This is a genomic window from Peribacillus sp. Hz7 (genome assembly GCF_042136355.1).
GTDB lineage: Bacteria > Bacillota > Bacilli > Bacillales > DSM-1321 > Peribacillus > Peribacillus asahii_A.
The window spans coordinates 1-26627 of record NZ_JBHHJV010000028.1; the positions used below are offsets into that span (position 1 = coordinate 1).

General features: G+C 37.8%; 22 protein-coding genes, 1 rRNA gene and 1 riboswitch. Of the genes, 20 read left to right on the top strand and 3 right to left on the bottom strand.

What is annotated here, in order from left to right; translation table 11 throughout:
- Nucleotides 1-7: 7 nt before the first annotated feature.
- The 9 genes from rrf (at nucleotide 8) to ACE199_RS21120 (ending at nucleotide 7721) form a co-directional block, all read left to right on the top strand.
- A 5S ribosomal RNA gene (gene rrf / locus ACE199_RS21080) occupies nucleotides 8-123 on the top strand.
- 264 nt (nucleotides 124-387) lie between these two features.
- Nucleotides 388-549 (top strand): hypothetical protein, encoded by a 162-nt coding sequence (locus tag ACE199_RS21085; protein WP_375351491.1) that lies wholly within the window; start codon nucleotides 388-390, stop codon nucleotides 547-549.
- 852 nt (nucleotides 550-1401) lie between these two features.
- Nucleotides 1402-2103: a phosphoadenylyl-sulfate reductase gene (locus tag ACE199_RS21090; RefSeq protein WP_375351492.1), complete on the top strand. Its 702-nt coding sequence runs from the start codon at nucleotides 1402-1404 to the stop codon at nucleotides 2101-2103.
- A 12-nt stretch (nucleotides 2104-2115) separates the two neighbouring features.
- Nucleotides 2116-3180: a sulfate permease gene (locus ACE199_RS21095; protein ID WP_375351493.1), complete on the top strand. Its 1065-nt coding sequence runs from the start codon at nucleotides 2116-2118 to the stop codon at nucleotides 3178-3180.
- Nucleotides 3181-3223: 43 nt separating this feature from the next.
- Nucleotides 3224-4363: a sulfate adenylyltransferase gene (sat, locus tag ACE199_RS21100; RefSeq protein ID WP_375351494.1), complete on the top strand. Its 1140-nt coding sequence runs from the start codon at nucleotides 3224-3226 to the stop codon at nucleotides 4361-4363.
- Between the two features lie 169 nt (nucleotides 4364-4532).
- Nucleotides 4533-5126 carry an adenylyl-sulfate kinase gene (gene cysC, locus ACE199_RS21105; RefSeq protein WP_375351495.1) on the top strand — a complete coding sequence of 198 codons (594 nt, stop codon included), beginning with the start codon at nucleotides 4533-4535 and terminating at the stop codon, nucleotides 5124-5126.
- A gap of 70 nt (nucleotides 5127-5196) precedes the next feature.
- On the top strand, nucleotides 5197-5973 hold the full coding sequence (gene cobA, locus ACE199_RS21110) for a uroporphyrinogen-III C-methyltransferase (RefSeq protein ID WP_375351496.1): 777 nt from the start codon (nucleotides 5197-5199) through the stop codon (nucleotides 5971-5973).
- Nucleotides 5974-6759, top strand: a complete 786-nt coding sequence (locus ACE199_RS21115; protein WP_375351497.1) for a sirohydrochlorin chelatase — start codon at nucleotides 5974-5976, stop codon at nucleotides 6757-6759.
- Nucleotides 6760-6872: 113 nt separating this feature from the next.
- Nucleotides 6873-7721 carry a tyrosine-type recombinase/integrase gene (locus tag ACE199_RS21120; protein WP_375351498.1) on the top strand — a complete coding sequence of 283 codons (849 nt, stop codon included), beginning with the start codon at nucleotides 6873-6875 and terminating at the stop codon, nucleotides 7719-7721.
- A gap of 246 nt (nucleotides 7722-7967) precedes the next feature.
- Here the strand turns inward: ACE199_RS21120 and ACE199_RS21125 are convergent, their stop codons facing one another.
- A complete protein-coding gene (locus tag ACE199_RS21125) occupies nucleotides 7968-8744 on the bottom strand; it encodes a class I SAM-dependent methyltransferase (protein ID WP_375351499.1) in 777 nt (258 codons plus the stop codon).
- 122 nt (nucleotides 8745-8866) lie between these two features.
- Here ACE199_RS21125 and ACE199_RS21130 point away from each other — a divergent pair, with 122 nt between their 5' ends.
- The gene (locus tag ACE199_RS21130) at nucleotides 8867-9730 is read left to right on the top strand and encodes a LysR family transcriptional regulator (protein ID WP_375351500.1); all 864 of its coding nucleotides are present in this window, start codon (nucleotides 8867-8869) and stop codon (nucleotides 9728-9730) included.
- Between the two features lie 176 nt (nucleotides 9731-9906).
- On the opposite strand, the gene ACE199_RS21135 is transcribed toward ACE199_RS21130, so the two are convergent.
- Nucleotides 9907-11949 carry a molybdopterin oxidoreductase family protein gene (locus tag ACE199_RS21135; protein WP_375351516.1) on the bottom strand — a complete coding sequence of 681 codons (2043 nt, stop codon included), beginning with the start codon at nucleotides 11947-11949 and terminating at the stop codon, nucleotides 9907-9909.
- A gap of 549 nt (nucleotides 11950-12498) precedes the next feature.
- On the opposite strand from ACE199_RS21135, the gene ACE199_RS21140 reads away from it, so the two are divergent.
- The 7 genes from ACE199_RS21140 to ACE199_RS21170 all read left to right on the top strand — a co-directional run bounded on the left by ACE199_RS21140 (nucleotide 12499) and on the right by ACE199_RS21170 (nucleotide 20657).
- Nucleotides 12499-13161, top strand: coding sequence for a G protein-coupled receptor family protein (locus ACE199_RS21140; protein WP_375351501.1), 663 nt, complete (start codon nucleotides 12499-12501; stop codon nucleotides 13159-13161).
- Nucleotides 13162-13175: 14 nt separating this feature from the next.
- A complete protein-coding gene (locus ACE199_RS21145) occupies nucleotides 13176-14423 on the top strand; it encodes an efflux RND transporter periplasmic adaptor subunit (protein ID WP_375351502.1) in 1248 nt (415 codons plus the stop codon).
- A 244-nt stretch (nucleotides 14424-14667) separates the two neighbouring features.
- Nucleotides 14668-14810: riboswitch (cyclic di-AMP (ydaO/yuaA leader) on the top strand.
- Nucleotides 14811-14969: 159 nt separating this feature from the next.
- Nucleotides 14970-16232, top strand: coding sequence for a cation:dicarboxylate symporter family transporter (locus ACE199_RS21150; protein ID WP_375351503.1), 1263 nt, complete (start codon nucleotides 14970-14972; stop codon nucleotides 16230-16232).
- A gap of 144 nt (nucleotides 16233-16376) precedes the next feature.
- Nucleotides 16377-16742, top strand: a complete 366-nt coding sequence (locus ACE199_RS21155) for a rhodanese-like domain-containing protein (protein ID WP_375351504.1) — start codon at nucleotides 16377-16379, stop codon at nucleotides 16740-16742.
- Nucleotides 16743-17070: 328 nt separating this feature from the next.
- A complete protein-coding gene (locus ACE199_RS21160) occupies nucleotides 17071-17841 on the top strand; it encodes a hypothetical protein (protein WP_375351505.1) in 771 nt (256 codons plus the stop codon).
- Nucleotides 17842-18097: 256 nt separating this feature from the next.
- Complete coding sequence (locus tag ACE199_RS21165; protein WP_375351506.1) at nucleotides 18098-19165, top strand: D-alanine--D-alanine ligase; 1068 nt, start codon at nucleotides 18098-18100, stop codon at nucleotides 19163-19165.
- 112 nt (nucleotides 19166-19277) lie between these two features.
- A complete protein-coding gene (locus ACE199_RS21170; RefSeq protein WP_375351507.1) occupies nucleotides 19278-20657 on the top strand; it encodes a UDP-N-acetylmuramoyl-tripeptide--D-alanyl-D-alanine ligase in 1380 nt (459 codons plus the stop codon).
- A gap of 77 nt (nucleotides 20658-20734) precedes the next feature.
- On the opposite strand, the gene ACE199_RS21175 is transcribed toward ACE199_RS21170, so the two are convergent.
- On the bottom strand, nucleotides 20735-21880 hold the full coding sequence (locus ACE199_RS21175) for a PP2C family protein-serine/threonine phosphatase (RefSeq protein WP_375351508.1): 1146 nt from the start codon (nucleotides 21878-21880) through the stop codon (nucleotides 20735-20737).
- 1027 nt (nucleotides 21881-22907) lie between these two features.
- On the opposite strand from ACE199_RS21175, the gene cshA reads away from it, so the two are divergent.
- From cshA to ACE199_RS21190, 3 genes are all read left to right on the top strand, one after another.
- Complete coding sequence (gene cshA, locus ACE199_RS21180) at nucleotides 22908-24392, top strand: degradosome RNA helicase CshA (protein WP_375351509.1); 1485 nt, start codon at nucleotides 22908-22910, stop codon at nucleotides 24390-24392.
- A 292-nt stretch (nucleotides 24393-24684) separates the two neighbouring features.
- Nucleotides 24685-25158 carry a PH domain-containing protein gene (locus ACE199_RS21185; protein WP_375351510.1) on the top strand — a complete coding sequence of 158 codons (474 nt, stop codon included), beginning with the start codon at nucleotides 24685-24687 and terminating at the stop codon, nucleotides 25156-25158.
- On the top strand, nucleotides 25151-26611 hold the full coding sequence (locus tag ACE199_RS21190) for a PH domain-containing protein (protein WP_375351511.1): 1461 nt from the start codon (nucleotides 25151-25153) through the stop codon (nucleotides 26609-26611). The genes ACE199_RS21185 and ACE199_RS21190 overlap by 8 nt, the downstream gene beginning before the upstream one ends.
- Nucleotides 26612-26627: the final 16 nt, after the last annotated feature.

A 26627-nucleotide genomic window follows, 5' to 3' on the forward strand; every position in this document is an offset into this window, starting at 1 on the left:
TATATTGTTTGGTGACGATAGCGAAGAGGTCACACCCGTTCCCATTCCGAACACGGAAGTTAAGCTCTTCAGCGCCGATGGTAGTTGGGGGTTTCCCCCTGTGAGAGTAGGACGTCGCCAAGCAAAATAGAAGAGGGAAAGACCAGCAAACTTGCTGGTCTTTTTTTCTATGCCGTTAATAAATGACTTGTTTTCATTGATAAATTTACTTGATGTCTTCCTTCACAAAAAAGTTTAATAACTTGGAATCAGCTCTTTTTTTTCATTTGTTTGGTCTGGTTTAGGCAGAGGGCGGCCTGATAAGTCAACAATAACCATAGTTGATAAGAGAGCAACATCATCATCTTCTTCTGTTCTTCCGATAACAGGGAGGACGCTGCTCGACCGTTGCTTAAATGGTCGAGGGAAATGAGTTTACGAGCGGAATGGAAAGGTCTGTTAAATGTAGTTGATACTGTACCGATCAGCCCGATATGCTTGGTTACAGAGGAAAGGGTAAATGTTTCCACAAGTGTGTTAACGGTTTACCACAATGGTTTTGCTGCATAACAATCTGCAGGGAGATTTATGGGAAACTTTCCGCATCCAGCTGTTTGGACTAATCGTTTAATAAAGTGAAAGCTTAAAATATTATAAAGTGACTAATTGTATTTTTAGCGCATTTAAGAATAATGGCATGTATATTTCCCCTATAAAAAAGGCCTTTACCATACACATTGAATTGTGTTGTCGTAAAGGCCTCCAGATGACTGGTTAGCTATATAGTTAATGATTTGTTCAGCACCGCTTTATTTTGATCAGGCGATAAAAAAAGCCTTTACTACATACACCGCGAACAGTGTTGTCAGTAAAGGCCTCCAGATGACTGGTGGGCATTTTCTTCCTCTGAAAAAAATATAATACCGATTGAATTACTAGTAATATAACAATTCATTCGCGGGGAGTCAATAGTTTTTTTAATATTATGTATTTTTAACAATTAACCTGTTAAAACCTAGTTGACTTATTTGAAATATATGATAATATTTGAACATAAATAACATTTCTTATTTAATACAATATATAACTTATTTAGAGAGATGAAGGGATAGAATACTAGTCCTATGAAGTGAAGCAACCTGTGTATATAAGGTGCTGATACATTCAGTTTGGAAGATAAGGTTACAAAACCAGTCTTTCAATCGAGAAAGCTTCTTTAGTTTTCTAAATCAAGTTTATTTATGAAAAACATTGAATGATGTGCATTAAACAAAATAGGAACATCATTCAAGCGGATAATTCAATATAAACAATGCTGTCTAGACAACTGGAGGTGTTTTAACAAGGGTATTAGAGATATAGGGAGAATTATGTCTTTTTGTTAAAGCACCTCTTTCGTTTAAATAAAAAGGACGTGATCAGATGTTAACATATGAAAATTGGCAGGAGCCAACTATCGAATTTGAACTTGATGAAACATATAAGGCGGCGTTGAACGTCTTGAAATGGAGCTACGAACAGTATGGAGAAGAGATTGTCTATGCTTGTAGTTTCGGAATTGAAGGTATTGTTTTAGTAGATTTGATTTCTAAAGTAAAGCCGAATGCGACGATTGTGTTTCTAGATACAGATGTTCATTTTAAAGAAACATACGAAACAATTGAACGTGTAAAGGAGAAGTACCCAAGTTTAAATATTGTTATGAAAAAGCCGAAGTTAACACTAGAGGAGCAGGCTTCGGAATTTGGAGATAAATTGTGGGAGAGCAATCCTAATCAGTGTTGTCAAATACGGAAGTTGGTTCCCCTGAATGAAGTGTTATCAGATTCTAAGGCTTGGATCTCAGGCTTACGCCGCGAACAATCTGAAACAAGAAAGCATGTTCAATATATTAATCGCGATGATAAGTTTGAATCGGTGAAAATTTGTCCGCTTATTCATTGGACGTGGAAAGATGTATGGCGCTATGTTCATAAGAATGATTTGCCTTACAATCCTCTTCATGATCAAGGATACCCAAGCATAGGTTGTTCCCATTGCACTGCACCAGCGTTTAATGCAGATGACCTGCGTTCTGGTAGATGGCAAGGGCAAGGGAAAACAGAATGTGGATTACACGGATAAAGGATTCGCTATATGCTTGAATATATAGCAATAGCCATTAGTTTATTTTTTGCAATGAATATTGGAGCCAGCGGGGCTGCAGCCTCGATGGGGGTTGCTTATGGGGCAGGTGCAGTCTCAAAAGCACGCTATGCTTTACTGATTTGTGCGCTTGGCGTTCTTGCAGGAGCAGTATTAGGCGGTGGAGAAGTCGTAAAAACGATTAGCTCCGGGATTGTTCCGCAAGATATAATCAATGTCAAGATTGTCGTCATTATTTTAGTATCTGCTACAAGCTCGTTGTTTTTTGCCAATCTTCTTGGTATTCCTTTATCAACGAGTGAAGTAACGGTTGGCGCCGTTGTAGGGGTTGGGATTGCTTACCAAGTACTGTTTGTTAAATCGCTGTTAGTGATTATGATGTTTTGGGTGCTGGTGCCAATCGTAGCCTTCGGCGCGGCTTGGTTATTTGGTAAATTGCTATGTATCGCTCAGCAAAAAGGCTATTTACAAGATCGCCCTTGGTTAACGATTATTTTAATTCTTGCCGGTTTCCTCGAAGCTTTCTCGGCTGGTATGAACAATGTGGCTAACGCAGTAGGCCCGCTTGTAGGTGCGGGGATGATCTCTGTGACAAAAGGAATATGGATTGGCGGAGCGTTTGTAGCCATCGGAGCCATTTTCCTTGGGAAAAGGGTTTTGGAAACAAACGGAAAGAAAATTACGAAATTCTCAAAACCAGAGGGTATTTTGATTTCTGGAACAGGTGCGGTTCTAGTTGGTATTAGCTCCATCTTCGGCTTACCTGTCCCGCTTACTCAAGTCACTTCCTCAGCTATTATTGGTCTTGGGGTAGCGAAAAATGGTAAAGCGCTTTTTCATAAGCATATTGTGAAGAAAATTGTTAGAATTTGGGTTGTTTCCCCTATATTTTCATTGGCTATTTCTTATTTTTTAGTTAAGCTCTTTTTAGAAAGCGATTTGTATTCCGTTATTGTGCTGCTAAGCGTTATGGTAGGTACATTGGTAGCGATTAGCTTAATGAAAGCAATGCGAGAAGAAGAGCAAGCGATACATGAAGAAGGCGGAGGAATTTAACCTTAAAACCGAGTATAATTATATAATTAGGAGGATAAAAATTATGAGTTTACAACCACATGGAGGAATATTAATCCAAGCGTATCATCCAGAAACATCTCTTCAAGGAATTGATAGAGAAATAGAAATCGATGCAATTGCTTTAAGTGATCTTGAATTGATTGGAATTGGCGGGTACAGCCCAATTGATGGTTTCTTCTCGAAGGCTGATTATGAGAATGTTGTAGAGAATATGCGATTAGCTTCTGGAACAGTTTGGAGCATTCCGATTACGTTGCCGGTTTCAAAAGAAGTGGCAAGCGAGTTACAGATCGGAGAAACGGCTAAACTTAGCTATCAAGGCGAAGTATACGGCTTGATTCAAGTAGAAGATATTTATGAGCCGGATAAAGAAAGAGAAGCACTATTAGTGTATGGCACAACAGATTTAGAGCATCCGGGTGTTAAAAAGTTACATGAGCGCCCTGAATTATATGTTGGCGGTAAAATTACATTAGTGAAAAGACCGGAAAAAACATTTGCAGAATATACATTCGACCCAATCGAAACAAGAGAAATTTTCAAGGACAAAGGCTGGAAAACAATTGTTGGTTTCCAAACGAGAAATCCAGTTCACAGAGCACATGAATACATTCAAAAAGCAGCTTTAGAAACAGTTGATGGTTTATTTTTAAATCCTTTAGTTGGTGAAACAAAATCAGATGATATTTCTGCAGCTATTCGAATGGAAAGCTATGAGGTGCTTCTATCAAACTATTATCCTGAAAGTCGTGTTCAATTAGGTGTATTTCCTGCAGCAATGAGATATGCAGGTCCAAGAGAAGCAATTTTCCATGCGCTTGTTCGTAAAAACTACGGTTGTACGCATTTTATCGTAGGTCGCGATCATGCAGGTGTTGGCGATTACTATGGAACATATGATGCTCAGAAGCTATTTGATCAATTTGAGGAACAAGAGCTAGGTATTAAACCAATGAAGTTCGAGCACAGCTTCTATTGCAGTAAATGTGAAGGAATGGCGACAACGAAAACATGTCCGCATGATAGCTCATCACATATTATTTTGTCTGGAACGAAGGTTAGACAAATGCTTCGCAATGGAGAAGTTCCACCAAGTACATTTAGCCGACCTGAAGTCGTTGAAGTATTAATTAACGGGCTTAAACAAGAAGTTCTTTCATAAGGAGTTCGGTTAAACAATCTTTTCAATAAAATGATTGTTAGCTCATTCTAGCTCTGGTTTCATGAAACCAGAGCTACTTTTCAACATAGCTGAAAGTTTTTTTGAAATGACGTTTTTATACAAAATAATAATTTTTTATAATAGGACCGATAAGGAAGGGGTAATTCAATTGAGTACAAATATCGTTTGGCATGAAGCATCTATTTCTAAGGATGAAAGAAGAAAACAAAATAAGCATCAAAGTTTTATTCTTTGGTTTACAGGATTGTCTGCATCTGGAAAATCATCTGTAGCAAATGCGTTTGCAAGAACATTATTTGAACGAGGAAACCAAGCATTTGTGCTAGATGGTGATAACGTTCGTCATGGTTTGAATAAAGATTTAGGATTCAATGAGGATGATCGTAAAGAAAACATTAGACGAATTGGTGAAGTTTCGAAGCTGTTCGTGGAGAGCGGCCAAATTGTTTTAACGGCATTTATTTCTCCATATCGTGCTGATCGTGATCTTGTTCGGGAATTAGTGGAAGAAAATGAGTTTTTAGAAGTGTACATTAAGTGTTCCGTTGAAGCGTGTGAGAAGCGAGATCCAAAGGGACTTTATAAAAAAGCGCGTAATGAAGAAATTAAAAACTTTACAGGTATTAGTGCACCGTATGAGGAGCCAGAAAACCCTGAAATTGTACTAGATACAGAACATTACACAATTGACGAATGTGTTGAACAATTAACAAATATTTTGACAGAAAAAGGTTTAATATAAAAAGAGCGCTCTTTTTAGGGTGTATGTAAAAATAAGGGAACTATCATCAATGAATAAGGGGAACACAAACATGGCGAAAGTATATTTAGTAGGTGCAGGGCCTGGTGATCCAGAATTGATTACATTAAAAGCAATCAAATGTATACAGCAGGCGGATGTTATTTTATACGATCGCCTTGTCAATAAGGAACTGCTTTCTTATGCAAAAACAGGCGCAGAACTTATTTATTGCGGTAAGCAGCCAGACCATCACGCAATGACACAAGAAACAATTCATCATTTTTTAATTCGTTATGCGAAAAGCGGAAAGATTGTGACGAGATTAAAAGGTGGCGATCCTTTCGTTTTTGGTCGAGGTGGAGAAGAAGCAGAAGAGCTTGTAAAGGAGAATATTCCATTTGAAATTGTCCCGGGAATCACTTCTGGCATCGCTGCTTCCGCTTATGCCGGTATTCCTGTTACGCATAGGGATGTCAGTTCAAGTGTAGCCTTTGTTACGGGTCATCATAAAAATGATAGACAAGAAAATGAAAAGTGGGAAAGTTTAGCTAAGGGAATTGATACATTAGCGATTTATATGGGAGTAAGCAATCTTCCTTATATTCGAGAACAGCTTTTGAAATATGGAAAGAGTGAAGATACCCCAATTGCTCTTGTTCATTGGGGGACAACGGATATTCAAAAAACGGTGACGGGAACGCTTGCGACTATTGTAGATATTGTCCGTGAAGAACAAATTGAAAATCCGAGCATGATTATTATCGGTGAAGTCGTACGCTACAGAGAAAAATTAAAGTGGTTCAAGGAGAATATCCAAACTTTATCACCAATCAGCGAGGCGTTGTAAATGAAACAGGCAGTGCTATATGTATGTCACGGAAGCAGGGTCAAAAAAGCTTGTGAGGAAGCGATTGCCTTTCTCTCCCGTTGTCAGAAACATGTGGAGGCAGAGATTCAAGAAGTGTGTTTTCTTGAGCTTGCCTCTCCTTCTATTGAAGAAGGATTTTCATCTTGTGTCCAACAGGGAGCCACACATATAGCTGTCGTACCTCTTTTACTGCTGACAGCGGTACATGCAAAATACGATATTCCACTTGAGCTAGAAAAGGTATCTCAGCAGCATCCTGGGGTTCAAGTGACTTATGGTAAACCGATTGGTGTGCATGAGAAAATGGCTGAAAGTGTAGTGGAAAGAGTGTTGGAACAAAATGAGAGGTATCCGGATTCTTCTGTGATTGTGTTAATTGGAAGAGGAAGTTCAGATCCGGATGTTGTAAAGGATTTAGAATCCATTGGAGAGTTGGTCAAGAAGCACTCTCATATAGAGGATGTTAGAATATGTTATTTGGTAGCAGCAGAACCGAAGTTTGAAGATATGCTTGTCGAACTGACGCTGTTGAAAAATCGGTCTATTTTTCTCATACCTTACTTATTATTTACTGGAGTGCTCATGAAAAAAATTGAGAGTCAAGTACAACTTGCACAAGAAGGGAATAATAATATTAGGTTATGCCGCTACTTAGGATATGATTCGAAAGTAGAGGAAGTGTTCACAGAACGAGTACTAGAGGCCGTGAGAAATACAGATTCAAGCTATACATTCAATGGACAGTATAAGGCGATTATGGAATAGGTGAAGTGTATCTTTCTTTGGAAGGATACACTTCAACCAACGGTATTTTCGCCTTCTAGAAAAATGTATGTTAAAATAATGCTAATTCTGTATTTGCCATTGGGGGATTAGCGATGGATTCTACTAAAGAAGCAGTGATACTCTCGTTTGCTGAATGGCTGCGTAGTCAAGGTAAATCGGAGAATACAATTAAAACATATACGGGTGTTCTTTCGCAATTTTATGAGTATAGTAAAATGAAAGTAGAGTCAGTAGAGACAGAACATATACAAATATATCTCGACTTTTTAGAAAATTCTAAGAAAAGTTCAGGCACTATTGAAAAACATTATATGGCCTTATCTGTTTTTTTTAAATACCTTGGTAAACCTCAGGTAATGCTGTCTGTGGAGCGGAGAGTAAATGAAGCAAAGCAAGAAGCTCCCGATTCTTTAAGTGATGAGGAACAAGCGGCTTTATTAAAAATGGTGGTAGCAGAAGGGAATTTACGCAATATTACAATTGTCTATCTGTTGTTACATACCGGTATTCGTGTTTCAGAATTATGTGATTTAGACTGCGAAGACATTGTGGTAGAGAGTAATAAGTGGTATATCCAGGTGCGGAATGCGAAGAGAAAGATTGATCGAACAGTACCGCTAACAGATGCAGCTCAAGCGCATTTAAAAAATTATCTCGATTCATTAAAAGAACAAGCAGAGCCTTTATTCATCTCAAGTTATAATCAAAGGATGACACCGCGTTCTGTGCAGTATCTTTTGAAAAAATATAATGTACATCCACATAAATTGCGCCATACATTTTGCCAAAGGTTGATTGATAATGGAGTGGATGTGCTTACCGTTTCAAAATTAGCTGGACATAAAGATTTAAATATGGCAAAGCGCTATGTAAGAGTGAAAGATGATTCGTTTGTCGATGCGATTGACCAAGTGTTTAATCATGATAAGAATGGAAGCTAATTGGTAGCAAGCTCTGTTCTAAGATGAAGATATTGAAGACGAAATCTTATTAGGTTTTGTCTTTTCTTGTACTCGGCTATGTCGTATGATACTGTGGCTTGTTGATTCACTTCGTGTGAGCCTACGGTTTAGCATAGCCTTGTACTTAAGAAAGTATACAATCACAAGAGCATGAATAGGTCTTAAGTGGAGCAGGGAGGATGGAAGAGCTCTCTCCCTGCTAGTCTAAAGTGTATTTTGAGTTTGTTATTCTTTTACTCCAATCACCCGAATTCGTTTATAATCTGCTACCCATTGACCGTCTATATATAAATGTTCTTTTAGATGTTGTTCGACCTTCGTTATGATTATTTCCTTTGTTTCCTTCGTTATCCCTTCGAACATTGTACCGCCAAACATTTCAATCCAATTCCTTAATCCATTCTCGCCGTCCAAAGGAGTTGGTCGGTCGATATGCTGTGCAAAGGTAACTCTAAATCCAATCTCCTCCATTAAAGCTGAGTATTCACCGATGCTTGGATAATACCACGGAAACTTCTCAGCTTGTTTTGTCATTCCTAAGCTTGCGAATTGCTTCATGATTTCATTTGTAATCGTTTGTACATTACCTTTTCCACCAAACTCTGCTACAAATCTTCCACCTTGTTTTAAGCTATGGAAAATACAATGAAGCGCAGCACTTGGCTCTTTTATCCAGTGAAGGACAGCGTTAGAAAATACCGCATCAAATTCGTTCTGATAGCTTAAGTTTGTGGCATCTTGTACGCTAAAATCAATATGCGGATATTTCTCTTTTGCTTGTTGAATCATGTTAGGAGATTGGTCCACCCCTATAATCTCGCATTCTGATTTTGATAGTTTGTTAGCTAAGTCGCCTGTGCCACAGCCAAGATCTAGAATTCTTTCTCCTTTTTTGGGAGCTAATAATTCGAATAAATGATTCCCGTACTGAGATATGAAGGCATGTTTAATATCGTATAGATTGGCATTCCAATGATCGTTTGTTGCTTGTATTTTTTCCATTTTCACTCGCTCCTATCATGAAATAGTTGGTTTAATGGAATTATACTTGATACGATATATAATAAAAATTAACGAAAAAGCAAAAAAATAATAACGAAATGTTATTATAATAGGGAGTCGTTATGGATATTAAATGGATTAAAACGTTTATAATAGCCGCGCAGTATGAAAACTTTCGTCAAGCGTCAGAAGAATTGTTTGTAACGCAGCCTGCGATTACAAAACATATAAAAAGATTAGAAGAACAGTTAAATAGTCAGTTGTTTGAAAGAGTCGGTAAACATGTTGCGTTAACAGCAGCAGGGCATCATTTTCTTCCGTATGCAAGGGAGATCCTTGCTGAATATGAAAAGGGATTAGACGAATTCGAAGCGTGGAAACAAGGCTATAAGCGTAAATTAAGTATTGCAACGGCACCGCAAATTGCCTCATCGGTATTGCCTTTCTTATTACGCAGTTTTATGGATCAGTATCCTGATATAGAAGTGTTAATCAATGTATTGAAATCGTATGAAATCGGTGAAGAAGTGAGTGCAGGAAGAGCAGATATAGGATTAACAAGAGTTAAACCTATACAGACGAATATTCAGTGCCAGATGATTCATGAAGAACCGGTTATATTAGTGGGGCCTAATGATGTAAGTTTGGATGAAAAGGCGGGATTACATACGTATCGGTTAATTACGCATAATCATCCTGCCTATTGGAATGACCTGTTACGTGATATTAAGCGATTTTATCCAAATGTTCGAACAATGGCAGTTAATCAGGTAGAAATCACAAAGAAATTTATCGAACAAGGACTTGGTATTTCTTATTTGCCTCGTTCGATGGTGAAGGAAGAAATAAGTATGGGTAAATTGCTAGAAGTAAAAAGTAATCGAATTAGTCCGCCTGCATCAGCTACATATATATTAACAAAAGTAGAAACAAACGAAGTTGCGGCCTTTAGTCAGTTTTTGAGAGAAGAGATTGTGAATTTTTAAATCACCTTAATCCCAAAAATTAAAGAGAAGGTCTCCGATTTTCTCTGTTTAATTTTTTACGCTTTTAAAATCCGCTTAATTTGACTGACACAACTGAATAACAATAAGGGATAAGAAAAAGTCCGATTGATGTTGAAATCGGACTTTTATTCAATAAATGAATTATTTTTCGGAAACTATAACACTTTTTCAAGATTGACTCGGCCGGAGAAGAAGACGGCGCCGTTCCCCATATCAGCAAGTCGATCTGGAGTAAGGGCATTGATGTGCTGCTTCTTATCAGGGGTGTTCTTCCATAAGCCTTGGCTGACAAGGACGCCAGCTAGGACATTATCACCGGGAGCCGCTTTTAAGATACATTCACCGCGCTCGTTCCAGATACGGACCATATCGTCGGTATCGATTCCTAGTTTAAGAGCATCTGCTATGTTCATATGCAGTTTTGGTTCCCTTTCCATTGAGATATGTTTATCGTTATTGGAAAAAGTAGAATTCAAGAAATTATGATTTGGCGCCGGTATGAATAAAAATGGCAAATCAGAGTCTTTAACAATGGGCGTATACGTTGGCAGTGGTTCGTATCCATGCTGTTTCATTTGTTCAGAATAGAGTTCAATTTTGCCGCTAGGTGTTCGCAGATTACCTGGGAAGAGCGGGCGCATCTTAGCTTTAACAAATTGATTTTCTGAAAGAGATTCATAGGTAATTCCCTCTAGATAAGGGTTATCAGGAAAATCTAATGCTTGACGAATCATATCTTCCTCTGAATCTTGAAAAGCTGCGTCCTCAAAGCCCATGTTAGCGGCTAACAGTTTGAATAACTCGACATTGGATTTTGACTCACCGTATGTTTCCATTACTGGCTTTTGTAATTGTACGTAATTGTGCCAGTATGAAGTATAGAAGTCTTCCGTTTCATAAGACGAAGCAGCTGGCAGGACTAGGTCAGCATACATGGCTGTTTCGGTTAAAAATAAATCATGGACAACGGTAAATAAATCTTCGCGCATCAACCCTTGCTGAACCTTATTCGCATTGGGGGCCACAAGGACCGGGTTGGAATTGTAAACAAATAAAGAGCGAATAGGTTTTTCTTTTGTTAAGAGGGCCTGTCCAATTTGGTTCATATTAACGACACGTGTTTTCTTATTTTGTAATAAGTCAGGCCGCTGCAGGGCATTCGTGTTAAATGCCAGATAACCGGAGTTTCCTTTCGTAGCACCGCCGCCCTTTACGACCCACTGACCGGTAAGAGCAGGGAGACAGGCAATCGTTCGTACAGCCATTCCGCCGTTATCATGATGCTGCAAGCCGTTACCAATTCGAATGAATGATGGAGTGGTGCTGCCGTACATACGAGCTAATGTATAAAGATCATCAATGGAAACGCCGGTAATGGCTGAGACAGTATCCGGGTCATATTGGCGGACATGCTCGCGTAGTTCCGCAGAGCCCACCGTATATTCATCCAGAAAGGACTGATTGATTAGATTCTCAGCATATAAAATATGCATGAGGCCGAGGGCAAGGGCGCTATCTGTACCAGGCAGAATTGGAATAAACCAATCGGCCCATTTTCCAGTCTGATTTTTATGCACATCAATAACCACAACTTTTGCGCCGTTTTTTCTAGCTTGCTGGGCAATTGTCACTTGATGCATATTTGTACTTACAGCATTGATTCCCCACATGATAAAAAGCTCTGTCTCAATAGTTTCTTCGGGGTCAACGCCAAAAGAACCCCCCATTGTATAGCTGTAGCCAGTTGCACCAGCTGCGTTACAAATGGAGCGCTCAAGCCTGCTAGCGCCGAGTTTGTGAAAGAAGCGCCGATCCATGCCTTCCGCACTAAGATTTCCCATATTTCCATAAAAACTGTAGGGCAAAATGCTTTCGGGTCCATATTGATTAATCAAGGTTTTCCATTTGGAAGTGATAGTATCAATAGCTTCTTCCCAACCGATTGGAACAAATTTTCCTTCTCCTTTTGCACCAATCCGCTTTAATGGTTGTGATAGACGCTTGGAATCATATATGCGAGCTGTCATGTTTCGAACTTTATTACAAATATTCCCTTTAGTAACCGGATGGGTAGAATCTCCCTCGACTTTAATGATTTTCCCGTCTTTCTTATGAAGCAGCAGACCACATTGATCGGGACAATCAAGCGAACAAACTGAGGGGAAGACCCCATCCAGTTGATTGATATAGGATTGCAGGGTGTACCTCTCCCTTCATATAAAGTGAAACTTCCATCAGTGGGGGTTTTTCTTCATCCCCACTGATGGTTAGTCACGTTCTACGGTCACTAAGATTTCAAGCTTCGCTTTCAATCAAGTGACCGTATGAACCTGATTGGTTTGAAAACCACAAAGGTAAGTTTCGCTGTATTTTACCAATTGGACCTTTGCGGGCAGTTGTCCCCCACCTATTTTCTTTGTTGTCCCATAAGCTTGGGGTGGGGGTCTTACTGCCCGTTAAGTGTGGGATAAAACAAAATAGTATTTATTTTATTCTAACAGGAACACTAGTGAATTGCTAAAGGGGAGAAAATAGCCTTTAGGTGGTTATCCAATTATTTATTGGGTGTACACTATTCATACATTGCAGGTTAGGGTTCACAATCATAACTCTATTGTACAGGATATAGTGAATGTAGTATTTGTTATAGGTGAAAAGAGTTAGTTTTTTAATGGTTTATTCTGCCCTTTGGGTGAAATTTGAAGTAGAATAGAGAAGAATATTCCAAACACATGGGGGAACAGATAATGATTTACCAGGTAAGATTAATGAAAGGTTTGTTTACGCCAGAAAGAAGTCGATATAAGTTGCAAAATGCAGAAGCAGTGACACATATCGGAAGAAATATTGTAATTCTATATGTCGCTAGTCTTCTTCTTTTTTGCTTATATGGATTTCTTGGAATTGGCTCAGAGTCGTTTTCGAAAGAGCTCGTTAGGGTAGGTGAAAGTGAATTTGAAATGGGCAAGCTGCTTATTCTAGCAGGAAATGCTGTAGCAGGACTTCTTTATCCAACGATTTATTTGTTCCTCATTGCTCTATTTGTATGGGCTTTAACAGATATTGCGTATTTAAAAATTTTAATTGTCCAAATGATTATATTTATTGTGCAATTGTTAGAAAAAGTACTTCTCCTTCCTTTTTTTGTTTATATGGATATTAATCATGATGCAAATCCTTTCTCTTTAGGAGTAATCAGTCAGTATCTAGTTTCACAAGAATATGTTATTCATTTGTTTAGTGAAATTACAATTTTTCAAGTGCTTGTGATTGCCATACAGTATTATTATCTGAAAAAAATGACGGAGCGAAATACATATGCCTTGCTGGCGGTTATTGTTGTAAGCTATATAGCAATTTGGCTTTTGAATGCATTATTGGCCTATGTAAAAGTGAGCGTATTTGTTTGAGGGGATGAAGAAAGATGAAACGATGGAAAGTACTTTCAGCTGTAGTGGTTTCAGGTGCGTTACTGGCAACGAACCTCTATTTAATTACAAAAGAGGACAGTAAAGTATCGCGTTCGATTTTTGTGGAAGATTGGACAAAAGTCAAGGCCGCAACCGTAACGGAAACGTTTGAGACGAAGGGAGTTACAATCCCTGCTGAGGAATATGAAGTATACTTTGATGAATCAGGTAAAGAGTTTCAACGATTTCTTGTAAAAGAGGGGGAAGAGGTAACGGCGGGTACACCTTTATTCGAGTATGAAGTAAAGGATTTAGAGAAAAATAAAGGGGAAGTTGAGCGGGAAATTACCGAGATAACTGGTGCGATAACGGAAATAGAGGCATATATTAAGAAGTTAACGGATTACAAAACGCAAGTTCCTACTGCTTCAACGGTTTCGGAAATTGTGCAAGATGGTGTAAGCTTGGATCGCAATGCTTCTTCTGATTTAATTATTAGCACACTTGAACAAGAAATTTATAAACAAGAATTAGAAAAAAGTAAATTAGAAGAGAGAAAGACAAGGCTGGATTCACAATTAACAGCGATGAATGAACTCAGCGGGCCGCTTACGATTGATGCAGAAGTGGATGGGGTTGTGAAACAGATTAATCAATCACTTAACAATCCAGTGGTGACTATTGCCTCTACTCAACAAGCTGTAAAAGGTGTTCTTTCGGAGTCGCAGTTACACAAAACAGCAGTTGGGATGCCAGTTAAAATTACATCTCCGCGTTTAGAGAAAGGGATTAATGGTACAGTTGGACGTGTGGAAAACTATCCAGCGTCAGAACCTTCTCTTAATCAAAAATCGATGTTTCCGTTTCAAGTCGTAATGGAAGCAGATGAAGAAGGAATATCGTCGCTAGCCCTCGGTTCAAAGGTAGATATGACGGTCGTTACAAATGAAGCGGTAGATGTTCCGACGATTCCGGAGAAAACGGTGTATGGAAAGGACAACCTCTTTGTATTTAAGTTAACAAACAATGGATATGTGAATAAACAATATGTTACAGCGGGATTAAGAGCGAATCAAAAGCTTGAGATTGCTTCTGGTCCAGCAGAGGGAGAGACGGTGCTTATTACACCAAGGGAAATTCCGAAAAATCACTCAACGTTTATTACTCCTATTCAAGCAGAAAAGGTAAACTTAGATGCGTATAACACGTTTTCAACTCGTGAGAAGTGGCGTTATTTCTTGGTCGGGTTGTTGGAGAAATAGTCTTTATTTATTAAAAGGTCTTCAAATATGAAGATCTTTTTTATTTTCTAAAATAGGGATAATTTAGAAAAGTTATTATTTTCAGATAATTTAAAGATAGTATTTGGGGAATAATTTAAAAATAAATAACATAGATAGAAAGCGGTTAAATCCAGAATAAAATGGCCTTCATCCAGAAAAAATAAATATATGGCTATAAAAAATATTTACAGATTATCAATTTTAATATAATATTTCAAGTGGGGAAGTTATTTCGCTTAATCTTTTTAGAGCGGGGGACCCAAATTTGCAGAACTTTCTGCTAGGGGTGAATTCAGAAATGAAAGGGCAATTTGTTTCCAAATCCTAACCCGACAGCTAACCTCGTAAGCGACTTAAAGGAAACAATATGTGAATCTATATGATAAAGACACCGCTTGTGTCTTTTTTTGGTAAAAGGAAAACTGTTTCCAGCTGCAGAAAGCGTTTTCTTTTTATCAACAATTTTGTTTCCTTTACCGAAACAACTGTTTTTTTGTAAAAACTATTACGAAAGGTGAGGGATGTATGAAAAAATTCAAATTAAGTTTAGCTAGTCAGATTTTCATTGGTTTACTGATTGGTGTGGTTGTAGGGGCTATTTTTTATGGTAATACAACTGCTCAAGAATATTTGCAGCCAATTGGAGATATCTTTCTACGTCTGATTAAAATGATTGTTATACCGATTGTTGTGGCAAGTATTGTTGTTGCTGTTGCAGGTGTCGGTGATTTGAAATCTGTAGGTAAAATTGGTGGTAAAGCGATTCTTTACTTTGAAATCGTTACCACGATTGCGATTATCGTTGGAATTATAGCAGCGAATGTTCTTCAGCCTGGTGCTGGTGTTAATATGGATAAATTAGAACAAACTGACATTTCGAGTTATGTCGATACAGCAGAGCATAAGGAAGAAACGGGTTTTATTGAGACGATCGTCAATATTGTCCCGACTAATCCAATTAAAGCAATCGTTGAGGGCGACATGCTTGCGATTATTTTCTTCTCGCTTATGCTAGGGCTTGGAATTGCAGCTATTGGAGATAAAGGAAAGCCGGTTCTGCAATTCTTCAACGGAGTAGCAGAGGCGATGTTCTATGTTACGAATATGATTATGAAATTTGCTCCATTCGGTGTATTTGCATTAATTGGGGTAACAGTGTCTAAGTTTGGTTTGGCCTCCCTGATTCCTTTAGGGAAGTTAGCTCTTTCTGTATATGGAACGATGATTTTCTTTGTTCTAGTTGTATTAGGGCTTATCGCAAAATTAGCTGGCTTTAGTATTTTTAAACTGATTAAAATCTTAAAAGAAGAATTAATCTTAGCGTTCTCAACAGCAAGCTCTGAAGCCGTTCTTCCTAAGATAATGGAAAAAATGGAGAAAACGGGATGTCCGAAGCATATTGCTTCTTTCGTTATTCCAACAGGTTACTCATTTAACCTCGATGGGTCAACATTATATCAAGCATTAGCAGCTATGTTTATTGCGCAAATGTATGGTATTGATATGAGTATTGTGGATCAATTTACGTTAATGCTTGTGTTAATGGTTACATCGAAAGGAATTGCTGGAGTTCCAGGCGTATCATTTGTTGTATTATTAGCAACACTTGGAACTGTTGGAATCCCAGTTGAAGGTTTAGCGTTTATTGCGGGTATTGACCGTATTCTAGATATGGGACGTACAGTTGTAAACGTAATCGGAAATTCGTTAGCAGCAATTGTTATTTCTAAATGGGAAGGGCAATTTAACCCTTCAGCAGCAGATGAACAAGTGAAGCAAGCGTCATAATGATATAAAATCCAGAGCGGTGAAGCTGCTCTGGATTTTTTTATAGCTATATCTTTACAGAGAAGACTTGTTTGACAAAAAAGAAGGAAGGTTACTAAGATAAAAATATAAATACATAAGTCGGTATATAACGGGGGAGAATAGATGTCTTGGGTCACGTTGCTCATGTTTTTAACAATAGCCGTGTTTGCTTTGTCTAAGGTTTTACCAGCAAAAGGGGTTAAGAGTATTACAACAGAAGATTTAGCGAATAATTTATCGTTAAAGGTAAAAAAACAGTATATTGACGTTCGTTCTGAAATTGAATATGACGATCGTCATATACCGCAATTTAATAACATCCCCCTTCACTTATTAAAGCAAAGAGTGAATGAGTTGGATAAAAAGAAGCCGGTAGTTATCATTTGTCATAGTGGAATGAGAAGTATAAGTGCGGCAAAAACACTTAAAAAATTAGGTTTCGAACAAATTGAGAATGTTAGTGGTGGTATAAACGCCTGGAGAGATTAAGAAATTCTAAAAAAACACCGTCCTATCTTTTGGAATGGTGTTTCTTTTTTGTGAATGAGCAAATTGTCACTATGTTTTAGTGTCTAATTTTACACTGTTTATGTATAAAATACTCCTGTAATCCCTTATTTTAACCATTATATAGTGATATTTCCCAAATGGAATGAACTTTGTTCTGCCTCTAAGGGTTTATTCCACTTTAGTGGTATGATAGTATGACTTTAAATGAATGTACAAGGTTAGCGGAATATCGTGCGATTGTGAAGAAGTAAGAAAATTGATAAAATGAACGCTCTAATTCCACGGAAAGGTCGGAGGGAAGTGGGTTATGAAGCATGAGATTAGGGAAATCTTATATATGCATGTGCAAGCTTCTGAACGTTTTGTGATTTCAAATGGGATGAGCTTTTGGGAGTTTGTTAATTCTTTAGAAAAGCCATTGCAACATCTTTTGTTGTTAAAACATGATTATGGTGATACACAATTTAATTTAAATGTTGCTTTAGATTATGTACCGAGTGAAGGTGTAGCGAAATTTATTAAACAAGATGTGAGAACGTATGGTGAGTTTTGTTGGATTGACTTTCAAGAAGAGGATAGTTTAGATGAATTGAGCGGAATGGAGTTGGCTGAGCTGCTCTATCTTGGGCATATGAAGCATCATTTAAAACAGCCGTTCTTTTCCAAATTACATAATCAGTTTGTTTACTTATCACAGGACGATGGATGGTTTAGTAAAATTTATTATCGTTCATTACCTATGTATTATAAAATGTTAGGCAGTCTTATTTCTTTAAAGCTTGAAGGATTAAAAACAGATAGAACGTGGTTTGGTTTGAGGAAAAAACGAGATTTACCTATTATACCAGTGGAAATGCTTGAGGAGTTGTCTGCTATGCTCTCTGAAGGGGTTGTTTTTTCTCTTAAACATGCTATTGAAACGAGAGTGAAAATGGAGATTCCAATATGGGTAGTAGGGGATTTCACGAATATGGATGACATGCTGGATTATTACTATGAGCTGCAGAAGCAAGAACCTGATGCTTATATTACTTTTTTATGGAAAACGAAGGAATGGTCGATTGTATTAAATAAATGATAAAGTAAAACTTTCATCAGCGGGGGCTTAGTGTTCTTTTAGTGTAGGATAAATTTCGTTGCCGAATGAAGTTTCACATATAATTAGTTGTGTGGTGACATAGAATGCAATGAATGTCATTCGATAAATATGTATGTTACACAATAGTGATAATTAACAAATTTATGTAACGCACTCTATTTAATAAAACTTTGTTCGTTTTTGTTGAGAAATGATACAATAAATAATGGTCAAAAGAATAATGGAGGTCACATAAATGAAAACTAAACTCGGCTTGCTTTATGGTGGAAAATCTGCAGAACATGAGGTTTCCTTACAAACGGCAATGGCGGTTATTAAAGCACTTGATTTGGAGAAATTTGATATATATCCGATTTACATAACAAAAGAAGGAGCTTGGGTGAAAGGGCCGCAATTGACAGCACCAGTTGAAAACGTTGAAGAATTAGCATTTCCAAATGGAAGTCAAGTAGCTCCGCTTTCTTTGCAAAAAGCGAATGAAACAAATGAAGATGGCTATGATGTTTTATTCCCGCTATTGCACGGACCAAATGGTGAAGATGGTACAGTTCAAGGGATGTTTGAATTATTAAACTTACCATATGTAGGTAATGGTGTTTTAGCGTCATCGGCAGGTATGGATAAAGTTATTATGAAAAATATTTTTGCGCAAGCGGGCTTGCCGCAAGTTAAGTATACATGGTTAATTCGTTCTGAATGGGAAGCGAATCGAGAAGAAGTCTATAACCAAGTAGAAGCAGAACTCGGCTATCCTAATTTCGTAAAACCGGCGAATTTAGGCTCAAGTGTTGGAATCAGTAAGTGTTCTAACCGTGAGGAATTGGAGAAGGCGTTCGTAGAGGCGTTTCAGTTTGACCGAAAAATTATTATCGAAGAAGGCGTTACAGCACGCGAGATTGAAATTGGTGTGCTTGGAAATGATTATCCTGCTTGCTCGGTTGCAGGAGAAATTATTTCAGGAAAAGACTTCTATGATTATACAGCAAAATATACAGATGGTAAGTCAACAATGGTTATTCCAGGTGATGTAACAGAAGTGCAGTACGCAGAATTATCTAAAATGGCCATTACAGCGTTTAAATCGTTAGATTGTTCAGGGTTGGTTCGTGCTGATTTCTTTTTAACAAAAGAAGGGGACTTCTATATTAATGAAGTAAATACAATGCCTGGTTTTACGCCATTTAGTATGTTCCCGTTATTATGGAAGCATACAGGGGTGGAATATCCAGTTTTAATTGAAAAGCTCGTCCAACTTGCGCAAGAACGTTATGAAGAGAAACAAAAAATTAAATATACAGTATAACTATTGTTATTTATTTGTTAATTAGATGAGGTAGGATGTAGGCAGAAGCGCTAGAATGTATAGGCTTCTGCTTTGTTTTATAATGAAACAGCCTATAGGAGGAACGAAAAATATGATAAATCGCACGTTAAAGCAGATTCATGAGATGGTAGGTGGCCTAAATGTAATTGCGGAATGGGAGTCTGTTCAGGTTGCTGGCGTATCGATTGATTCCCGGAAAGTAGAGCAGAATAACTTGTTTGTTCCACTGCTTGGAGAGCAAGTCGACGGTCATAAGTATGTCGAGAAAGCAATTCAACAAGGAGCTGCTGCTTCTTTATGGCAGCAAAATGTCCCGAATCCACCGAAGGACCTCCCCCTTATTATCGTAGAGGATACAGAAGTGGCATTACAAGAACTAGCAAGAGCTTATCGTGGACAGTTGAATGTGAAAGTAATTGGCGTTACAGGAAGCAATGGAAAAACGACAACAAAGGATATGACCGCTGCTCTTTTAGCGACGACTTATAAGGTACATAAAACAAGTGGGAATTTTAATAATCATTTAGGATTACCGCTAACGATTTTGTCGATGACAGAGGATACAGAAGTAGCCATTTTAGAAATGGGGATGAGTAATCGAGGGGAAATTGAGTTTCTTTCGAAGCTAGCTCGCCCTGATGTTGCAATTATTACAAATATTGGGGAATCTCATTTGTTAGATTTAGGATCAAGAGAAGAAATTGCTCGTGCAAAGCTAGAAATTATCGAGGGTCTCGCTGATGAAGGAACATTTATTTATTACGGAGATGAACCTTTGTTGTCAGAGCAAATCCAAAATCGAGATAAAGATTTTCGTATCCAATCTTTCGGTCGTTCTAGTGAGAATGATTTGTATGTAACTTCAATTGAACAACGAAATGATAGTACAGCTTATAAGGTCGCGGGTACATTAGTCGGTTCTTATGAAATTCCGGTTCTTGGGAATCATAATGTGATGAATGCTTTAGCCGCTATGCTAGCAGCTAAGGAATTGAAGGTGGATCAAGTAAAAATAGAAGAAGGGCTAGCTTCGATTCGATTAACGAATATGCGAATGGAAATAGTTGAAGGGGCTAAAGGAGAAAAGGTCATTAATGATGCTTATAATGCTAGTCCTACATCAATGAAAGCAGCGATTGAATTAATTGAAGGGCTGTCCGGATTTGATCGAAAAATTCTTGTGCTGGGTGATATGTTGGAATTAGGTTTACAAGAGCAGGATTTTCATTTAAAAATTGGTCAACGTATTTCAAAAGATGAAATTGATGAAGTATTTACTTATGGTCCTCTTGCTGAACATATTGCCATAGGCGCGCGTGAAACATTTGAGGAGAATCGTGTATTTTCTTTTCAAGATAAGCAGCAATTAATTGAAGAGTTAAAAAGACATACGCAAGCTAATGATCTTATTCTTGTAAAAGCATCAAGAGGTATGCGTTTAGAAGAAGTTGTTCAGGCATTACAAAAATAAACAAAAGCCGGTTTACTCGCATGGGTAAACCGATTTTTGTTTATTTGAGGTTTTTAAAGAGATTGGAGGAAAACTTTTTAATAAAGGGTACCTGCGATTAAACAAATATCATCATTGATTTCGGAGTGCCTCATTCGTGAAACTAACATTTCGTGCAGGAGGGTGGATGTGTCTTGATGAATCTTTTCTTTAAATTCCTTTTGAAGCGTATCAAAACGCAAAATATTTGGGTGATTAGGTGATTCAATTAAACCGTCCGTATAGACAATGAAACGACTGCCGGGTTCGTAATAAAATGAATGTTTTTCGATGTCTAAATGCGCATTCAGTCCAATAGGAATAGAATTGGTTGCTAATATGTGTGTATTCTCTGTGTGTGGACAATAAATAATAGCTGGTGGATGGCCGCTGTTGACATATTGAAATTGGCGTTCTTTTGTATTGATATATGCAATAAATGCAGTGAAATAGGTGGATTTATATGTCTCCTCGTCTAACTTTTGAAACAATCTTCCCATATGTTCATGTAACTCTTTTGTTATTTTAAACGGATCTTTTACGCGCTTGATTAAGCCAGGCATTAAGGAACGTATGGCCATACTAATAAGAGCCGCATACACACCTTTTCCGGAAACGTCAATCATAATAAGTCCGTACTCTCCCTCGTCTATATGCATCCAAAAGAATAAATCACCAGATATCTCACTAGATGGTTGGAAAATCCCTTGAATTTCTATGTCTGTTTCTGAAATAGGTGGAGGCAAGACAAGTTGTTGGATATGTTTAGCTAGAGTTAAATCCGCTCTTATTCGGCTGCGAATGTTTTCGAGCTCCTGCTCTTTTACTTTTGCTGTATATAATTGTATGCAAATATTTTGTAAAGACTTTAATTTTAATTTTACTTCTATTAGGTCAGCGGGAATTTGAATGGTCTCGTAGATTGTTTTTTTCGGAAGTGCGTAGGGATCTTTCATTCTTTTTGTGCGTTTATAAACAAATAATATTGGTATTTCATACTTGTCGATAAGCTCGATGATTTTCAGTAAATATATCGATTCTTTTGAATAATATAAAGGTAAGATAAAGAGCATTTGATTATGGTTCTGGTTTTGTATAGTTGCTAATGCCTCTTGTTCAGTTAGGATGATTACATTTCTCTCTAAAGTTTGTAAGGTATGGTGAATTTCTTCACATTCTGGGAGTTTAAGTGTATATAGTTTCATGGTTATTCCTCTGTTTTATTTTGAAGTGTGATTAATCTAGATATATTTTACCATTTAACAGGCTGTTTTTAAAAGCTATACATAATTTTGTTCATTTTAATGTTTAAGCCGTATTATATAATGTTAGGGTTTTGGGAAACAATATGATTAAATGGAGCGAGCATTTTAAGTGAGATTGGTAATTGGATATCCTTTATTGCAATAGTGGTTGTAAAATGATAATATATAGTATGGGTTTAAACGCCTTAATAACGTATTCATTGTTTTATGTTGTTAAGTCAGTTCAAGTTATTCAAGTTTTGTCATGAACATGAACGATTTCATGATTTTGATTTTGAAGGACTATGTACTTTTAGATTAAATAGGCCGAGCGTCTTGATTATAAATAAAAGCTGCCTAAGATGGCGGCTTTAGTTGCTCATAGGGAAGTAAGCTATACGCTTATCCACTTCTGCATTTCCTCAACGCACCGTGCCTGTTTTTTGTATAGAATCTTGGCTCTCGTCAAGTTAGATAGGCAGCTCCATCGGCTGCATGAAAAAGTAAGGTGCAGCAGCCCTCACCTAAATGTTCGGTTCAATCACCGATTATGCTACTTTAACTTTTCCAATTTGAATTTCATCTTGGCTATATATACGAGTAATAAAATGCGCCTATGTTTACAAACATAGTAATGTGTATTTGCTATTGCATCCAGCACAGTAAGAGAAGGCTGATGTATGTTATTTGTTAAATCCATATATTGAGTTCAGCCGAACTAATAAGGTAGTTGTTTAGGTGATTACAGCTCCTTTTTTATACTATTATGGTATATATCGTCAGCGTAGAAATGATCTTGAAACAACTGCCGATTTTAGGGGAATAGGATAAGTGCAACTACGCATCTATCTGCCTGAAGATGAGCCAATTGGTGAATTTTCTTTATACGAGGTAAAGTACAACCTCCGTCACATTTGTTGTAATTTGAACAAGAACCATTGCAACATGCACAGATAAATTTAATGATATTAAAAGGAGCACGAACACATTGACATTGTTTAGCGAATTAGGATTAGATAGAACGTCTATGAAATCAATTGAAAAAATGGGATTTGAGGAAGCGAGTCCGATTCAAGCTCAAACGATTCCGTTAGCGCTTGAAGGGAAAGATATTATTGGTCAAGCCCAAACTGGAACAGGTAAAACAGCAGCATTTGGTATTCCGTTAATGGAAAATATCGATATAAATGACGAGAATGTACAAGGAATTGTCATTGCTCCAACACGTGAACTTGCGATTCAAGTTTCTGAAGAACTCTTCAAACTTGGCTACGGAAAACGAGCGCGTGTACTAGCGGTATATGGTGGTCAAGATATCGATCGTCAAATCCGTGCTTTAAAGAAAAAACCACATATTATTGTTGGTACACCAGGTCGTTTACTTGACCATATTAAACGTAAAAACATCCGTTTAGGCAATGTACACACAGTGGTACTTGATGAAGCAGATGAAATGTTAAACATGGGATTCATTGAAGATATTGAGTCTATTTTGTCTACTGTTCCAGAAGAGAGACAAACATTGTTATTCTCAGCAACAATGCCTGACCCAATTCGTAAGATTGCAGAAACATTCATGCAAAACCCAACGCTTGTACGCGTAAAAGCAAAAGAAATGACGGTTGATCGTATTGAGCAATACTATATCGATTTAAGAGAAAATGAAAAGTTCGATACGTTAGCACGTCTTCTTGATATTCAAACACCAGAGCTTGCGATTGTATTTGGTCGTACAAAACGTCGTGTAGATGAACTGTCATCTGCTTTAAATATCCGCGGCTATATGGCTGAAGGAATTCACGGTGATTTAAGTCAAGCGAAGCGTCTATCTGTATTAAAGAAATTTAAAGAAGGCAACATTGATGTACTTGTTGCAACAGACGTAGCAGCACGTGGTTTAGATATCTCAGGTGTGACTCACGTGTATAATTTCGATATTCCTCAAGATCCAGAAAGCTACGTTCACCGTATTGGACGTACTGGACGTGCAGGTAAACATGGTGTAGCGATTACATTTGTTACTCCGAGAGAAAGAGGTCAATTACAAGCTGTTGAACATACGACGAAAAAACGTATGGTAAAAATGAAAACACCAACTTTAACAGAAGCGTTAGAAGGACAGCAAAAAGCTGTTACAGAAAAAATCCAGAACACAATTGAAAATGAAGATCTTTCATTATACCTTGCTCAAGCAGAAGAGTTAATGCAAAAGCATACGGCTGTTGATTTAGTAGCTGCAATGTTGAAAACATTAACGAAAGAGCCTGATCAAACACCTGTTAAATTAACAGATGAAGCTCCGCTTCCAATGCGTCGCGATCGCAACCGTGGCGGCAGCTCTAATAATAGAAACCGTAACGGACGCAGCTCATCTGGCAGAAAAGATTTCGGTGCTAAACGTTCAAATAACCGTAAATCGAATGGTCATGGCAACCGTAGCTCGAGCCAAAGACGTGAAAAACAAAGCCATTAATAATAAGCCTGAACAAAAGCTTATAACAAAAGAATAAATCAAGTTTACGGCCTTTTCTCGATAATTCAATCGAGGAAAGGCCGTTTTTTTGTGGAAGAAGTAAAGTTTTTTGGAAAAGTACAAGAAAGTATAACATTCTTAAATCGTTTTAGTGTTTAGCTCCAGGCTCCATCACTTTGCTTAAAAGTATGGTGAAGTAAAAATAAAAGAAAAAGAAGTGAACAAATAGATATAGTATACTGAAGGGGAGTAGTGTGAAAATAGGATTTTTCTCATGGGAAGGAGTGAATTCATGGAGCTGCAGAACCAAATATCAACGAGGGCGTTAAAGGTATGGCGCATCATTGGTCTTTTGGAATGTTTGATTACGTGGATTATTACGATTGCTGTACTTGTGTTAACCATTATATTTGATTGGACACCTTGGATTATTGGGGGGCTAATTGTATTATCGGTCATTCAGCCATACTTAGGGATCTACCTATTACCTTTAATTAAGTGGCGCCGTTTTCGTTATGAAGTGCGAGAGACAGAAATTGAAATTCAAAGAGGGATTTTTGTCATTAAGCGGACGCTTGTACCGATGATTCGTGTTCAGCATGTAGAAACGAACCAAGGTCCTTTTTTACGTAAATATGATTTAGCGTCAGTGGAAGTATCAACTGCAGCGACTGTACATACGATTCCGGCTCTTGATTTACAGGAGGCGGATGAATTGAGGCAATATATTTCGAAAATGGCAAGTGTGGAGGAAGAAGATGTCTGAATCGAAACGATTGCATCCGATTGCTATGTTGTTGAATGTGATAAAGGCCATTAAGGATATGCTTGTTCCGATTATCATTGTTGTTGTCTTTGGAGGGGATAAGGATGGATTAGCGGGGACGATTCAATTGGCCATCTTAGGTAGTATTTGTTTATTTGTTATTGTGACAGCTATTATTGAATGGTTTCGATTTACCTATCGTATTGAAGATGGTGAATTAAGGATTGAATCGGGTGTATTTGTCCGAAAAAAACGTTATATTCGCTTTGAACGAATACATAGTATTGATGTATCAGAAGGGATTATTCAGAGGCTGTGCGGGCTTGTGAAAATTAGTATCGAAACCGCCGGCGGTGCTCAAGCAGAAGCGGTGTTATCGGCCATTCGTAAAGAAGAAGCTGAACGATTAAATGAACGATTAGCAGAAGCGAAAAGAAATAAAATGCTGGGAGAACAGCCAGAAATCGATTTAGTCGCGGAACCTGTTATTAAGCAAGAGTCTGCTGTGACGTTTAGACTGCAATTTCCAGAGCTTTTCTTGATGGCTGCTACTTCTGGGGCTGTTGGAGTTGTGCTATCTGGGGTGGCTGCTTTTGTTTCGCAGTTTGATGAAATGATCCCATTTGAGCGGTTTGTTGGGGAGTATGAGGATGTATTAGCGCTTGGTACCTTTTTATTGACCGTTTTCATTTTCGTCGCAGTGCTTATTGTATACATGCTTGCGACAATCGGGATGATGTTGAAATATGCTCGGTTTACGGTCGAGAAAAAGGAAGATGAGTTAATTCTTTCAAGAGGTTTACTTGAGAAAAGACAGCTGACGATTCCGTTGAAAAAAGTACAAGGGATTCGAATTATCGAAAATGTGGTAAGACAGCCTTTAGGTTATGCAACGGTTTATTTGGAGTACGCAGGAGGGTCAGAAGCGGATAAAGATAGTCTAAAGGTTATGCTTTTTCCGCTTGTAAAAAAGAAACATTTACAAAAATATTTAGAACAATGTCTGCCAGATTATGTAGCAGATGTAGAAGTGAAGCCATTACCGGCACGTGCACTTCCGCGCTATATGTTTCGACGGGCCATTTTCTTCATTCCTGTCATAATCGTTTTTATTTATTTTTTCCGCCCTTGGGGATATGTTTCTTTTGTTTTATTGCCAATTAGCATTGGTTGGGCTTTTTTACAATATAAAGCGACTGGTTGGAATATTACGAATCATCAACTGTTGATGAGAAGCCGAGGGTTATCCAAACAAACGCTTTTGTTTCATAAAAGTAAAATTCAATCGATTGAATCAAAAACAAGCTGGGCGCAGCAACGAAAGCAACTCTCTTCTATTTCTGCTTTAATCAAATCAGGAATTGCTTTTCGAGAGGGAGAAGTAAGGGACGTAGAAGCCAAGGATTTTGACGCGGTGCAAACATGGTTTTTAACGAATGGTCGTACGAAATAACAGCAAAACAAACCAC

What these genes read in the sequence shown, in the direction of transcription:
- ACE199_RS21090 (WP_375351492.1), top strand. Translation starts at nt 1,402, where the DNA reads ATGTTAACATATGAAAATTGGCAGGAGCCAACTATCGAATTTGAACTT.
- ACE199_RS21095 (WP_375351493.1), top strand. Translation starts at nt 2,116, where the DNA reads ATGCTTGAATATATAGCAATAGCCATTAGTTTATTTTTTGCAATGAAT.
- sat (WP_375351494.1), top strand. Translation starts at nt 3,224, where the DNA reads ATGAGTTTACAACCACATGGAGGAATATTAATCCAAGCGTATCATCCA.
- cobA (WP_375351496.1), top strand. Translation starts at nt 5,197, where the DNA reads ATGGCGAAAGTATATTTAGTAGGTGCAGGGCCTGGTGATCCAGAATTG.
- ACE199_RS21115 (WP_375351497.1), top strand. Translation starts at nt 5,974, where the DNA reads ATGAAACAGGCAGTGCTATATGTATGTCACGGAAGCAGGGTCAAAAAA.
- ACE199_RS21120 (WP_375351498.1), top strand. Translation starts at nt 6,873, where the DNA reads ATGGATTCTACTAAAGAAGCAGTGATACTCTCGTTTGCTGAATGGCTG.
- ACE199_RS21125 (WP_375351499.1), bottom strand. Translation starts at nt 8,744, where the DNA reads ATGGAAAAAATACAAGCAACAAACGATCATTGGAATGCCAATCTATAC.
- ACE199_RS21130 (WP_375351500.1), top strand. Translation starts at nt 8,867, where the DNA reads ATGGATATTAAATGGATTAAAACGTTTATAATAGCCGCGCAGTATGAA.
- ACE199_RS21140 (WP_375351501.1), top strand. Translation starts at nt 12,499, where the DNA reads ATGATTTACCAGGTAAGATTAATGAAAGGTTTGTTTACGCCAGAAAGA.
- ACE199_RS21145 (WP_375351502.1), top strand. Translation starts at nt 13,176, where the DNA reads ATGAAACGATGGAAAGTACTTTCAGCTGTAGTGGTTTCAGGTGCGTTA.
- ACE199_RS21150 (WP_375351503.1), top strand. Translation starts at nt 14,970, where the DNA reads ATGAAAAAATTCAAATTAAGTTTAGCTAGTCAGATTTTCATTGGTTTA.
- ACE199_RS21155 (WP_375351504.1), top strand. Translation starts at nt 16,377, where the DNA reads ATGTCTTGGGTCACGTTGCTCATGTTTTTAACAATAGCCGTGTTTGCT.
- ACE199_RS21160 (WP_375351505.1), top strand. Translation starts at nt 17,071, where the DNA reads ATGAAGCATGAGATTAGGGAAATCTTATATATGCATGTGCAAGCTTCT.
- ACE199_RS21165 (WP_375351506.1), top strand. Translation starts at nt 18,098, where the DNA reads ATGAAAACTAAACTCGGCTTGCTTTATGGTGGAAAATCTGCAGAACAT.
- ACE199_RS21170 (WP_375351507.1), top strand. Translation starts at nt 19,278, where the DNA reads ATGATAAATCGCACGTTAAAGCAGATTCATGAGATGGTAGGTGGCCTA.
- ACE199_RS21175 (WP_375351508.1), bottom strand. Translation starts at nt 21,880, where the DNA reads ATGAAACTATATACACTTAAACTCCCAGAATGTGAAGAAATTCACCAT.
- ACE199_RS21185 (WP_375351510.1), top strand. Translation starts at nt 24,685, where the DNA reads ATGGAGCTGCAGAACCAAATATCAACGAGGGCGTTAAAGGTATGGCGC.
- ACE199_RS21190 (WP_375351511.1), top strand. Translation starts at nt 25,151, where the DNA reads ATGTCTGAATCGAAACGATTGCATCCGATTGCTATGTTGTTGAATGTG.